A 12,633-nucleotide genomic window follows, 5' to 3' on the forward strand; every position below is an offset into this window, starting at 1 on the left:
GTCAGTGGCGTGGAGTTCCGGCAGATCGTCATCGAGACCGACCGGCTCGCGTTTCCCGCCCTGACCGCGGGCGAGGGCCCGGCCGTTGTGTGCTGGCACGGGTTTCCTGATCACCCGGCGACGTTCGAGCGGCTCGCCGAGCACCTCGTCGCGGCCGGCCGGCGGGTGGTGGCGCCGTTCCTTCGTGGCCACCACCCGGCCACCGCGGACGCGATGACCTATGCCGACGGGATCACTCTGGCCGCCGACGCGGCCGCGGTGGCCGAGGCCCTGGCGGACGGCGAGCCGGTCGACATGATCGGCCACGACATCGGCGCCGGCGTCGTCGCCCGGCTGGCCGCGGCGTGGCCGGAGCGGCTGCGCCGGGGCGTCTCGATGGCCGTGCCGCCGCCCGCGACGCTCGCCGGCGTGCTGGCCGATCCGGAGCAGCTCAAGCGGTTCTTCTACCTCTTCCTGTTCCAGGTACCGAACATCGCCGAGGCCGTGCTGGCGGCGAACCGCGACCTGATCGACTACCTGTGGGCGACCTGGTCACCGGGCCTTTCGATCGGTGCGCACCGCGAGCGGGTGCACGCCCTCTACGGCGACCCGGCGCTCGCGGCCAACGCCCTGCGGATGTACCGCGCCAACTTCGACACGTCGCTGCACGACCCGGCGCTCGCGGCGCTGGGCGAGCGGACCGAGGCACCGGCGGCGATCCCCCTGCTGATGGTGGCGGGGGCGGACGACGGCTGCATAGCGCCCGTGCACTTCGCGGACGCGGAACGCGGGCTCGCCCCCGGCTCGCGCGTCGAGGTCGTGGCCGGCGCCGGGCACTTCATGCACCTGGACCGGCCGGACGAGATCGCCCGGCTGGTGCTCGAGTGGTTCAGTACGTGAACACCGTCGCGAAGCGGAACAGCTCGGCGGTGCCCAGCGGCGGCGGATCGCTGCGCCGCTCGCGGTAGAAGTTCGACACGTGCAGGTACGTGCCGTCCGGGCGCATCACTGTCAGGCGGTTGATCGCCTGGTCGGAGACCGGCTCGTCGAACACGACGACCGAGCCGTACGTGCCGTCCGCGAACCGGCGGTAGGAGCACACCTGCTGGAACTGCGGGCACGGCGCGTACCGCGGGTATGCGCCCGGGTTCCGGTAGCCGACGTCGATCTTCAGCACGGTCGCGTCCCGGCCGCTGCCCAGCGTCGCCATGGCCAGGTAGAGGTCCGGCGTGTCGCCGGCGACGTGGAAGACCAGCGGCGCCCACAGCACCTGGCCGCCCGGGCCGTTGACCGCGGCCGGCTCGATCTCCTCGAACCCGAAGAGCACCCGCGCCCGGGCGGCGGCGAGCTGCGCGGTGAGCCGGCGGGAGCGGTTGTCGAACGACGGCGCCGGGTCGTCCACGGCCGGGGCCGGCATGGGCTGCATCGTGGCCGGGACCGTCGGCGGCGCCGACCACTCGTCGTCCGCGGTCCGGGAGCCCGTGTCGCCGAGGCCGAGCAGCGCGGCGAGCACGCCGGCGACGACGAGGGCGCCGGCGGAGACGCCGGCCGAGCGCCACCGCCGCCGCTCGGGTTCGGGCTCGTCGACCGGCGCGTACCCGGCGAGCCGCGCGAGGCCCGCGACCAGCCACTCCTCGTCGGTGGCCAGCACGTCCAGGGCGGCGTCGCTCTCGAGCTCGACGGTGTCCTCGGGTGTCTCGAGGATCGTGGCCACCCCCGCGACGGGCAGGGCGGACCAGTAGCGCAGCACGACGGCCGCCCGCTGCCGGGGCGCGAGCGCGCCGAGCCCGCGGCGCAGCTGCTCGGCCTCGGGCTCGGCGAGCTCCTCGCCCGCTTGCGGGCGGGGATCGGCCAGCCACTCGCGGACGAACGTCCCGAGATCGGTCTCCGGCGCCGGGCCGGGCGCGCCGAGCAGGAACGCGAGCCTTGTGAGCTGCTCGTCTGCTGGCACCATGGCTCCATGGTGACCGACGACGACGTGCGGCGGGTAGCCCTGTCGCTGCCACACACCACGGAGAAGCCCTCGTACGGGACGCCGGGCTTCCGGGTCAAGGACAAGCTGTTCGCCCGCATCCGCGAGGAGGGCGACGTGCTGGTGGTGTGGGTCGCCGGCGAGGTCGAGAAGCAGGAGCTGATCGCGGCCGAGCCGGCGAAGTTCTTCACGATCCCGCACTACGACGGCCACCCGACGGTCCTGGTCCGCCTCGCCGCGGTGGACGTCGACGAGCTGACCGAGCTGCTCACCGACGCGTGGCGGGTCCGCGCCCCCAGGCGCGTCGCCGCCGAGCTGGACTAGCCGCTGGGTTATATCCCGCGGTCCGCACCGATTCACAGGAAAGGACCGAGGGAGAGCGGCATGGCGAGGTTCGCGGGTGCGTTACGCAGCCACAACAAGGTGCTCGCGGACGGGTTCTTCCGGGATCGCTCGCTCGACTTCCAGACGCGCGGCTTGCTCGGCCGGGCGGTGCACGGCGCGAGCGACCCCGGCGAGGTCCTGGCCACGATCGGCCGGGTGCGGTGGCGCCGTGACTGGTTCCGCGAGTGGTCCGCGACCGCCGAGGCGACGGAGACCGGCGCGGCCGCGGCCCGCGAAGACGGCCGCCGGATCAGCGCGGCCAGCGGCTACCTGCGCGCGGCCACGTACTGGGCCGCCGCGCTCGACGGCGTCGACAGCCTCGGTGACCTCAGCGCGCTGCTGCCGACCTTCCGGCGCCACCGGCACTGCTGGGACGCGTTCGTCGACTGTTCGGCGGGTGCGTACGTGCGGGTGCCGGTCCCGTACGAGGACACCACGCTGCCCGGCTACCTCCTGCGCCCCGACGACTCCGGCCGGGCCCGGCCCACGTTCGTCGTCACCAACGGCAGCGACGGGTCGCTGGCGGACCTGTGGAGCAGCGGCGTGGCCGCGGCGCTGGAGCGCGGGTGGAACGCGTTCGTCTTCGACGGGCCCGGCCAGCAGTCGATGCTGTTCGAGCACGACGTGCCGTTCCGGCCGGACTGGGAGGCCGTGCTCACCCCGGTGCTCGACGCCCTCGTCGCGCGCGAGGACGTGGACGCCGACGGCCTGACCGGGTACGGCATCAGCCAGGGCGGCTTCTGGCTGCCGCGGGCGCTGGTGTTCGAGTACCGGCTGCGGGCCGCGGTGGTCGACCCGGGCGTGGTCGACGTGTCGGAGTCGTGGCTGCGCCACCTGCCGGCGGGCCTGGTCGGGCGGTTGAAGTCGGGTGACCGCGAGGGGTTCCTCAAGCGCATGCGCGTCGCCGGGTACGTGCCGGGCCTGCGCCGGACGCTGGCCTTCCGCGGCCGGCCGTACCGTCAGGACAACCTGTACGACCTGTTCCGGACCGTGCTGAGCTACCGCCTCGGCGAGGAGGAGGCGGCCGCCATCCGCACGCCGCTGCTGATCACGGACCCGGAGGACGAGTCGTTCTGGCCGGGCCAGTCCCGCCGGCTCGCCAGGCTCGTCATGGACACGGAGCTGGTCTCGTTCGCCGCGGCCGACGGGGCGAACGCGCACTGCGAGCCCCTCGCGCGCCTGCGCGTGGAGCAGCGGATGTTCGACTGGCTCGAGGACCGCCTGGGCTAGATGCCGGTGAGCTCGGCGAGGCGGTCGACGTGGGTGGCCGGGGAGCCGAACAGGTGCAGGCCCGCGTGGGCGCGTTTGAAGTAGCGGTGCGCGTCGTGTTCCCAGGTGATCGCGATGCCGCCGTGCAGCTGGATCATCTCGCCCGCCACCTGGTGCAGGGCCTGCCCGCAGTGGGCCTTCGCGACCGCGGCGCGCAGGGGTAGTTCCGCGGGCGGGGCCAGTGCCGCGGCCAGCGCGGCGGACTCCGCCGTCTCCACCAGCACGTGCATGTCCGCCATCCGGTGCTTCAGCGCCTGGAACGAGCCGATCGGCCGGCCGAACTGCTGCCGCTGGCCCGCATGGGAGACGGTCAGCTCGAGGCAGCGCGCCGCGGTCCCCGCCTGCTCGGCCGCCAGCGCGGTGCACGCCACGTCGCGCAGCCGGGCGAGGTCCACCGGGCCGATGCGGCGCGCCGGCACGTCGGCCAGGTCGACGGTCGCGAGCCGGCGGGTCTCGTCCATCGTCGGGGTGTGCTCGCGGACGGCCAGGGCCGGGTCGACCTCGAACAGTGCCGCGCCGTCCGCCGTGCGGGCGATCACCAGCAGCATGCCGGCCGTGTCGCCGTCCAGCACGTACGCCGCGGACCCGGACACCGCATCGCCGTGCGCCGCGCACGCCGGCGCCGACCAGCCGCCGGCCGACGCCCAGGCCAGCGCGACGACCTCACCGGCCGCGACCCGCGCCGGCAGCTCGGCCGAGGAGCCGGCCGAGTCCAGCGCGCACGCGGCGAGGACCGAGCCCAGCAGCGGCGTGGCGGCGAGCGTGCGGCCCAGCTCGTACTGCACGACGAACACCTCGGCGAGCCCCGCGCCCAGGCCACCGGCCGCGGCCGGCACGAGCAGGGCGGGCGCGCCGAGCCCGGTCAGCGGCGGCCAGCAGTCGGGCTCCTTCGCCAGGAGCCGGCGAACCGTGTCCCGCAGCGACAGCTGGTCGTCGGTCAACCGCATACCGCGATTCAACCAAACAGTTGCTTGGTTGACTAGCGCGTCGCTCGTTCGGGCCGGTTCGATATTCTCAGTGCCGGGTCGGGGCCCCACAGACAACGCACGCGAGGAGACCTGGTCATCGAGAAGGGTGCACTGATCGCTGGCCGGTATCGGTTGGTGGAGCAGGTCGGCAGCGGCGCGATGGGCGTGGTGTGGAAGGCGGAGGACGAGCGCCTTGGCCGCACCGTCGCCATCAAGCGCCTGCTGGTCCGCTACGCGGTATCGGAAGCGAAGTCGGAGGAGACACAGCGGCGTGCCATGCGCGAGGCGCGCATCGCCGCCCGCCTGCAGCACCGCAACGCGATCGCGATGTTCGACGTCGCCGAGCACGACGGCGACCCCTGCCTCGTGATGGAGTTCCTGCCCTCCCGGAGCCTGTCCGCCGTCCTGGCCGAGCGCGGCTCGCTGCCGCCCGGCGAGGTCGCGGAGATCGGCGCGCAGGTCGCGTCCGCCCTCGCCGCCGCGCACGCGGTCGGCATCGTGCACCGCGACGTCAAGCCGGGCAACATCCTGCTCGCCGACAACGGCACGGTGAAGATCACCGACTTCGGCATCTCCAAGGCCCTCGACGACGGCACGGTGACCACCCAGACCGGCATCGCCGGCACGCCCGCGTACCTCGCGCCGGAGATCGCCCGCGGCGAGGACCCGAGCCGCGCCTCCGACGTGTTCTCCCTCGGCTCCACGCTCTACCACGCGGTCGAGGGCAAGCCGCCGTTCGGCACGAACACCAACCCGCTGGCCCTGCTGCACGCGGTCGCCTCCGGCAACGCACCCCCGCCGCGCAACGCCGGCCCGCTCGCCGACACGCTGTCGAACCTCATGCGGCCCGACCCGGCCACCCGCCCGACCATGGACGACGCCGCCAACGCGCTCACGAACCCGGCCCTGGCGGCCGCGCCGACCGTCCAGGTCGCGACCAAACCCGTCCCGCAGACGCCGCCGCGGACGGTGGCCGTCCTCCCCCAGCCGGACCTGCCGACGACCGCGCTGCCGCACACACCCCCGCCCGAGCCACCGCGCGGCGCGGACCCCAACCGGCGGAACCTGGTGCTGGTCGCCGTGGCCGCGCTGCTCGTCGTGGCCGGCGTGGTGACCGCGATCCTGTTGCTGAACAACGACAAGCAGCCCTCCGACGGCGTCGCCCAGGGCAGCGTGGACACGCCGACGACCCAGCAGCAGTCGCCGCCCGCCGAGCAGTCCGAGTCCTCGCAGCCGCCGGCCACGCAGGCGCCGCAGAAGCCGATCCCGGCCAAGGGCGAGATCCCGTTCAGCTCGGCCGGCCAGCTGGTGATCGACTACTACGGCGACGTGCAGGCCGTCGACCGGCGCTGGGGGATGCTCTCCAGTTACGCGCAGGGCCGGTTCGGCGACAAGGAGGCGTTCCGCAAGTACTGGTCACAGTTCAGCCAGGTCAGCTCGGAGAACGCGCAGGGCGTCACGAAGAACGGCGACGGGTCGGTGAACGTGCCGGTCGACGTCACCTACACAAAGGGCGACGGCGATCTGCGCAAGCACCTGACGATCCGCGTCACGCGGGTCAACGGCTCGCTGTTCATCGACGCGGACGCTCGCTGAGCCCGGGGTCGATCGCACCCAGCACGCGTTCCCGGTGCCACGACTGGGTTCCCCATGCCGACCGCAGCGCGCGCACCTTCGTCAGCGACAGGCCCAGGTCGTACTCGAGCGTGAAGCCGACCGCCCCGTGCACCTGCAGGGCCGACCGAGCCGCCCGGTAGGCCGCGTCGGCGGCGGCGACCCGCGCGGCCGAGACGTCCCGCGGCGCCATGGTGACCGCCGCGCCGTGCACGAGCGGCCGGGCGAACTCGAGCGCCACGTGCACGCTCGCGAGGTGATGCTTGACCGCCTGGAACCCGCCGACCGGACGGCCGAACTGCGTGCGCTGCCGCACGTACGTACTCGCCTGCTCAAGCAGGCCGACGCCGAGGCCGACCAGCTGCGCGGCGCAGCAGAGCACGCCGAGCTCGAACGCGCGGTCCACCGCCCCGGGCCCGACGCGCTCGGCGGCAGCCACGTCGAACAGCCGCCGCGCTTTGTCCACAGAGGACCGCACGGCACCCGCGACCGCGGTGTGCACGGTGTCGCCGTCGACGAGGAAGGGGACCGCCACGTCGGCGTCGAGCGCGTACGGCACGTGCGGTGGCAGCGCCACCGTGGCGAGCAGGTCGCCCGCCGCCATCCCGGGCAGCCAGCGCTCCGCGCCGGGCGTGTCCGCGAGCAGTGCCGGCACGGCGGCGAACGACTCGACCACCGGTCCCGGCACCGCGTGCCGCCCGAGCTGCTCGAACACCGCCGCCAGCTCGACCGGCCCGGCACCCGGCCCGGCGAACCGTTCCGGCACCGCGAGCCCGGCCACGCCGACCTTCGCCAGCCGCCGCAACACGTCCAGGCCACGCGCGGGCTCGCACGCCGACCAGGACCGGATCGCGGCCGGCACGTCGGCGTCGGCGAGCAGTTCGTGCACGCTCGCGGCGAGCTGCAGTTGTTCCCGATCGAGCGCGAAGTTCATCGGTCACCTCGCGGCAGGCCGAGCAGCCGCTCGGCGACGACGTTGCGCTGGATCTCGTTGGTGCCGGCATAAACGGGACCGGCGAGCGAGAAGAGGTAACCGCCCAGCCAGTCCGACTCGAGCTCGCCGTCCGTGCCGAGCAGGTCGAGGGCGGTCTCGTGCAGGGCGATGTCCAGCTCCGACCAGAAGATCTTGTTGACGCTCGACTCCGCGCCCAGCCGCCCGCCCGCCGCGAGCCGGCTCACCGTGCCCAGCGTGTACAACCGGTAGGCCTGCGCGCCGAGCCACGCGTCGACGACCCGGTCGCGCAGCGACGGGTCCGGCCTCGCGCGCCACAGCTCGACGAGCCGGTCCGCGGCCGCGGTGAACCGGCCGGGGCTGCGCAGCGTCAGCCCGCGCTCGTTGCTCGCCGTGCTCATCGCGACCCGCCACCCGTCGCCCGGCTCGCCGATGACGTCGGCGTCCGGCACGAACACCTCGTCGAGGAACAGCTCCGCGAACCCCGGCGTGCCGTCGAGTTGCGGGATCGGCCGCACGGTCACGCCGCCGGCGCGCAGGTCGAACATCACGTACGTCAGCCCGCGATGCCGGTGCGCCGACGGGTCGCTGCGGAACAACCCGAACGCCTTGTCCGCGAACGCACCGCGCGACGACCACGTCTTCTGTCCACTCAGGAGCCAGCCGCCGTCCGTGCGGACTGCCCGGCTGCGCACCCCGGCGAGGTCCGACCCCGCCTCCGGCTCCGACCAGGCCTGCGCCCAGATGTCGTCCGCGCGCGCCATCCGCGGCAGGATCCGTTGCCGCTGCTCGTCGGTGCCGAGCGCGAGCAGCGTCGAGCCGAGCAGCGCGATGCCGTTCGCGCTCACCCGCCCCGGGGCACCGCAGGCGTAGTACTCGTCCTCGAAGACGACCCACTCGAGCAGCGAGGCGCCGCGGCCGCCGTACTCGCGCGGCCAGGTCACCGCGGACAGCCGTGCCTCGGCGAGCCGGCGCTCCCACTCGCGGTGCGGCTCGAACCCCTCGGCCGAGTCCATGGGCGGCAGCGGGCCGGGCACGTTGGCGGCGAGCCACTCGCGCACCTCGTCCCGGAAGGCGACGACCGACGCGGGCAGGTCAAGATCCACTGGCGTTCCGCATCGAGCGGGCGTCCATGCCGCCGAGCGAGTCCGCCGACGTCTCCGCGTTGTGCGCGTGGGCGAAATGGTGCAGGCCGAAGACGGAGTCCATGCCCGACCGCAAACCCATCTGGTCCTCGGCCTGGTTCACCGCGCGCTTGGCGAGCGCGAGCCCGAAGCTGGGCATCCGCGCGATCCGGCCGGCCATCGCGAGCGCCTCCTCCCGGAGGGAGGCGCGCGGCACGACCCGGTTCACCATGCCGAGCTCCAGCGCGCGGCGGGCGTCGAACCGGTCGCCGGTGAACAGGAACTCCTTGGCCGCGCGCGGGCCGAGCACCCACGGGTGCGCGAAGTACTCGACGCCCGGGATCCCCATGCGCACCACGGGGTCGGCGAAGAACGCGTCGTCGGCCGCGACGATCAGGTCGCACACCCACGCGAGCATCAGGCCGCCGGCGATGCACGCGCCCTGCACCATCGCGATCGTCGGCTTCGGGATCTCCCGCCACCGCCGGCACATGCCGAGGTAGACCTCCATCTCCCGGGCGTAGCGGCCGTCCCCGCCCGGCTTGCCGACGTGGTCCCACCACAGCACGGCCTTGCGCTCGAACGACACGTCCACGTCGCGGCCCGGCGTGCCGATGTCGTGGCCGGCGGAGAAATGCTTGCCCGCGCCGGCGAGCACGACGACCTTGACCTCGTCGTCGTCCACGGCGCGGGTGAACGCCGCGTCGAGCGCGTAGGTCATCGCCGAGTTCTGCGCGTTGCGGTACTCCGGGCGGTTCATGGTCACCGTGGCCACCGGCCCGTCGACCTCGTACCGGACGACGCCGTCGGTCACGCCTTCGCTCTTGCCTTCGGTCACGGCGTTCATGGTTCGCTCCGCTCCTCCAAAGCAATTGCTTGGTAGGCTAACACCTCATGGCGCTCACGGAGTTCCGCGCGACCGTGCGCGAATGGCTGGGAGACAACCTGACCGGCGAGTTCGCGAGCCTGCGCGGCCTTGGCGGACCGGGCCGCGAGCACGAGGCGTTCGACGAGCGGCTCGCGTGGGACCGGCACCTGGCGGCCGCGGGCTGGACGTGCCTGGGCTGGCCCGAGGAGCACGGCGGCCGCGGCCTCGACCTCGACCACCTCGTGGTCTTCCACGAGGAGTACGCCGCCTCGGGCGCGCCGGCGCGGGTGAACCACTTCGGCGAGGAGCTGCTCGGCCCCACGCTGATCGTGCTGGGCACGCCCGGGCAGCAGGCCCGCTTCCTGCCGCGGATCAAGGCGGTCGAGGAGCTGTGGTGCCAGGGCTACTCGGAGCCGGGCGCGGGCTCGGACCTCGCCTCGGTGTCCACGTCGGCGAGGCTCGACGGGGACTGGTGGGTGCTCGACGGGCAGAAGATCTGGACCTCGCTCGCGCACGTGGCGCAGTGGTGCTTCGTGCTGGCCCGCACGACGCCCGGGTCGAAGCGGCATGCCGGCCTGTCGTACCTGCTCGTGCCGATGGACCAGCCGGGCGTCGAGGTTCGTCCGATCGTGCAACTGACCGGCGGCTCGGAGTTCAACGAGGTGTTCTTCGACGGCGCCCGCACCGCGCGCGACCTCGTGGTCGGCGAGGTCGGCGGCGGCTGGGCGACGGCCATGCGGACCCTGGAGTTCGAGCGCGGCGCGGCGACGTTCGGTCAGCAGATCGGCTTTCGCCGGGAGCTGGACGCGCTGGTCGAGCTGGCCCGGTCCGCCGGCGCGCTCGAGGACCCGCTGCTGCGCGAGCGGCTGGCCCGCGCGCGGCTGGGCCTGGAGGTCATGCGTGCGCACTCGCTGCGGACCATCGGCGATGCCCGGGCGGCCTCGGTCACGAAGCTCGTCTGGGCGACCTGGCACCGCTCGCTGGGCGAGCTGGCGATGGACGTGCTGGGCGCCGCCGGGCTGACGGCCCCCGGCGGTGAGCTCGGCGAGTGGCAGCGGCTGTACCTGTTCAGCCGGGCCGACACGATCTACGGCGGGTCCAACGAGATCCAGCGCAACATCATCGCCGAGCGCGTGCTCGGCCTGCCCCGCGAGGCCCGCCCGTGATCCCGCCCGTGATCCCGCCCGAGGTTCCGCCGGCCCTGGGCGGCCCGCCCTCGATCCCGCCGGTAACTCCGGCTGGCCCGGCCGGCCGCGACCTGCTGGCCGGCAAGGTCGTCGTGGTCACCGCCGCGGCCGGCACGGGCATCGGGTCCGCGACCGCGCGGCGCTGCCTCGACGAGGGGGCACGGGTCGTGGTCAGCGACCACCACGAGCGCCGCCTGGCCTCGACCGCGGCCGAGCTGACCGGTGAGTTCGGCGAGTCCGTGCACCCGATCCCGTGCGACGTGACCGACGAGGAGCAGGTTCGGGCACTCGTGGCCGGCACGGTGGATCATTACGGCCGGCTCGACGTGCTGGTCAACAACGCCGGGCTCGGCGGGACGGCGTCGGTGCTGGAGATGACCGACGAGCAGTGGGCGCGCGTGCTGGACGTGACGTTGACCGGAACGTTCAGGTGTACGCGGGCGGCATTGCGGCAACTCGTGGACCAGGGCGGCGGCGGCGCGGTGGTGAACAACGCGTCCGTGGTCGGGTGGCGGGCACAGGAGGGACAGGCACACTACGCGGCGGCGAAGGCGGGCGTGATGGCGCTGACCCGCTGCGCGGCGAAGGACGTTGCGGAGCACGGGATCCGGGTGAACGCGGTGGCCCCGAGCCTGGCCGCGCATCCGTTCCTGGCGAAGGTGACGAGTGAGGAGCTGCTGGCCGAGCTGGCCGGGCGGGAGGCGTTCGGGCGCGCGGCGCAGCCGTGGGAGGTGGCGACGGTGATCGCGTTCCTGGCGAGCGACTACGCCTCCTATCTCACGGGTGAGGTGATCGCGGTCAGCAGCCAGCACCCTTGACGGTGCGGCGGCTAGTCTCAATCGAAGACGCGAGCACGGAGGTATCTCGATGGCGCAGCTCATGCCGATAACGGACTCGATGTTCCTGCTCGCCGAGTCCCGTGAGCACCCGATGCACGTCGGCGGCCTGCAGTTGTTCGAGCTACCGGAGGGCGCGGGCCCGGACTACGTGAGCGACTTCCACCGGGAGCTCCTGAGCCTCGCGGACGTGCGGCCGCTGTTCCGCCGCCGGCCGCGCGGGCCCGTCGGGACGGTCGGCCAGTTCGCGTGGTCGAACGACGACCATCTCGACATCGAGTACCACGTGCGCCACTCGGGCCTGCCGCGGCCGGGCCGGGTGCGCGAGCTGCTGGAGCTGGTGTCCCGCTTGCACGGCACGCTGCTGGACCGGCACCGCCCGATGTGGGAGTTCACGGTCATCGAAGGCTTGCAGGGCAACCGGTTCGCGACGTACAGCAAGATCCACCATGCGCTGCTCGACGGCGTGTCGGCGCTGCGGCTGATCCAGAGCTCGCTGTCGCCGGACCCGTCCGCTCGCGACGTGCGGCCGCCGTGGTCGCCGCGGGTGCGGACGAACGTGTTCGACAAGCCGTCGCGCGGCGAGGACGTCGACCCGTTCACCGCGGCCGGGCGGTTCGTCAAGGAGTTCGTCGGCCTGGGCGGCGCCGCGGTGAAGGTCGTCAACGAGGCGTTCCGCGAGCAGTCGGCGACGCTCGCGTTCCAGGCGCCGAAGTCGATGTTCAACGTGCCGATCACGGGCGCGCGCCGGTTCGCCGCCCAGGGCTGGCCGCTGGACCGGATCAAGGCGGTCGGCCGGGCGGCGGGCGCGACGATGAACGACGTGATGCTGGCGATGTGTGCGGGGGCGCTGCGCCGGTACATGCTGGACCTCGGGACGCTGCCGGACCGCCCGCTGGTGGCCGCGGTCCCGATGTCGTTGCGCGCGCGCCAGGGGGGCGGCTCGTCGGAGTCGTCCCTCGGCGGCAACGCGATCGGCCTGATCCTGTGCAACATGGCCACGGACGAGCCCGACGCGGCGATGCGGCTGGCGACCATCCACGACTCGATGCTCAAGGGCAAGGCCGTCTACCACGGCATGAGCCGCCTGCAGATCCTGGCGCTGAGCGCGATCCCGCTGATCCCGCTGGCGGTCGGCACGGTCCCGGGCATGACGACGCTGACGCCGAACGCGTTCAACGTCCTGATCTCGAACGTGCCCGGCCCCCGCGAGCCGCTGTACTGGAACGGCGCGCGCATGCAGGGCGTGTACCCGCTGTCGATTCCCTACGAGGGCCAGGCGCTGAACATCACGGTGACGAGCTACGCGGGCAGCCTTGAGTTCGGCCTGACGGGCTGCCGCCGCACGGTCCCCCACCTGCAACGCCTGCTGGCCCTGCTCGAGGAGTCCTTGCAGGAACTGGAAAAGGCGACCGCCTGACCCCCGCGAGTCCAACACCCAGCCCCCGCGAGTCCAACACCCAGCACCCGCGAGTCCAAC

Annotated in this window: 12 protein-coding genes; 7 read left to right on the top strand and 5 right to left on the bottom strand. The window is 73.4% G+C overall.

Features of this window, described 5'->3' with window-relative positions; translation table 11 throughout:
- Positions 1 to 9 precede the first annotated feature (9 nt).
- Positions 10 to 879: an alpha/beta fold hydrolase gene (locus tag VH969_RS08740; protein ID WP_331973098.1), complete on the top strand. Its 870-nt coding sequence runs from the start codon at positions 10 to 12 to the stop codon at positions 877 to 879.
- On the opposite strand, the gene VH969_RS08745 is transcribed toward VH969_RS08740, so the two are convergent.
- The gene (locus VH969_RS08745) at positions 869 to 1,933 is read right to left on the bottom strand and encodes a sigma factor-like helix-turn-helix DNA-binding protein (protein ID WP_331973100.1); all 1,065 of its coding nucleotides are present in this window, start codon (positions 1,931 to 1,933) and stop codon (positions 869 to 871) included. The two genes, VH969_RS08740 and VH969_RS08745, sit on opposite strands and share 11 nt — an antisense overlap.
- 6 nt (positions 1,934 to 1,939) lie before the next feature.
- On the opposite strand from VH969_RS08745, the gene VH969_RS08750 reads away from it, so the two are divergent.
- Together VH969_RS08750 and VH969_RS08755 are read left to right on the top strand one after the other, a co-directional pair.
- Positions 1,940 to 2,275, top strand: a complete 336-nt coding sequence (locus VH969_RS08750; RefSeq protein ID WP_331973102.1) for an MmcQ/YjbR family DNA-binding protein — start codon at positions 1,940 to 1,942, stop codon at positions 2,273 to 2,275.
- 60 nt (positions 2,276 to 2,335) lie between these two features.
- Positions 2,336 to 3,565 carry an alpha/beta hydrolase family protein gene (locus tag VH969_RS08755; protein ID WP_331973104.1) on the top strand — a complete coding sequence of 410 codons (1,230 nt, stop codon included), beginning with the start codon at positions 2,336 to 2,338 and terminating at the stop codon, positions 3,563 to 3,565.
- On the opposite strand, the gene VH969_RS08760 is transcribed toward VH969_RS08755, so the two are convergent.
- Positions 3,562 to 4,551, bottom strand: coding sequence for an acyl-CoA dehydrogenase family protein (locus tag VH969_RS08760; protein ID WP_331973106.1), 990 nt, complete (start codon positions 4,549 to 4,551; stop codon positions 3,562 to 3,564). The genes VH969_RS08755 and VH969_RS08760 overlap by 4 nt on opposite strands.
- Positions 4,552 to 4,707: 156 nt before the next feature.
- On the opposite strand from VH969_RS08760, the gene VH969_RS08765 reads away from it, so the two are divergent.
- Complete coding sequence (locus VH969_RS08765) at positions 4,708 to 6,168, top strand: serine/threonine-protein kinase (protein WP_331973108.1); 1,461 nt, start codon at positions 4,708 to 4,710, stop codon at positions 6,166 to 6,168.
- Here VH969_RS08765 and VH969_RS08770 read toward each other — a convergent pair.
- Genes VH969_RS08770 through VH969_RS08780 form a run of 3 tightly spaced genes read right to left on the bottom strand, consistent with a single transcriptional unit; the run spans position 6,146 to position 9,109 of the window.
- Positions 6,146 to 7,120: an acyl-CoA dehydrogenase family protein gene (locus tag VH969_RS08770; RefSeq protein ID WP_331973110.1), complete on the bottom strand. Its 975-nt coding sequence runs from the start codon at positions 7,118 to 7,120 to the stop codon at positions 6,146 to 6,148. The genes VH969_RS08765 and VH969_RS08770 overlap by 23 nt on opposite strands.
- Positions 7,117 to 8,244, bottom strand: a complete 1,128-nt coding sequence (locus tag VH969_RS08775) for an acyl-CoA dehydrogenase family protein (RefSeq protein WP_331973112.1) — start codon at positions 8,242 to 8,244, stop codon at positions 7,117 to 7,119. The genes VH969_RS08770 and VH969_RS08775 overlap by 4 nt, the downstream gene beginning before the upstream one ends.
- Complete coding sequence (locus tag VH969_RS08780) at positions 8,234 to 9,109, bottom strand: enoyl-CoA hydratase (RefSeq protein WP_414638444.1); 876 nt, start codon at positions 9,107 to 9,109, stop codon at positions 8,234 to 8,236. The genes VH969_RS08775 and VH969_RS08780 overlap by 11 nt, the downstream gene beginning before the upstream one ends.
- A gap of 47 nt (positions 9,110 to 9,156) precedes the next feature.
- Between VH969_RS08780 and VH969_RS08785 the strand changes: the two genes are divergently transcribed.
- The 3 genes from VH969_RS08785 to VH969_RS08795 are packed head-to-tail and all read left to right on the top strand — an operon-like array spanning position 9,157 to position 12,573.
- Positions 9,157 to 10,296, top strand: a complete 1,140-nt coding sequence (locus VH969_RS08785; RefSeq protein WP_331973114.1) for an acyl-CoA dehydrogenase family protein — start codon at positions 9,157 to 9,159, stop codon at positions 10,294 to 10,296.
- Positions 10,297 to 10,349: 53 nt separating this feature from the next.
- Positions 10,350 to 11,135 carry an SDR family oxidoreductase gene (locus VH969_RS08790; RefSeq protein WP_331973124.1) on the top strand — a complete coding sequence of 262 codons (786 nt, stop codon included), beginning with the start codon at positions 10,350 to 10,352 and terminating at the stop codon, positions 11,133 to 11,135.
- A gap of 49 nt (positions 11,136 to 11,184) precedes the next feature.
- Positions 11,185 to 12,573, top strand: coding sequence for a WS/DGAT/MGAT family O-acyltransferase (locus tag VH969_RS08795; protein ID WP_331973116.1), 1,389 nt, complete (start codon positions 11,185 to 11,187; stop codon positions 12,571 to 12,573).
- Positions 12,574 to 12,633 lie beyond the last annotated feature (60 nt).

Origin of the sequence: Actinophytocola sp. (assembly GCF_036555685.1) — a bacterium.
Classification (GTDB): Bacteria; Actinomycetota; Actinomycetes; order Mycobacteriales; family Pseudonocardiaceae; genus Actinophytocola.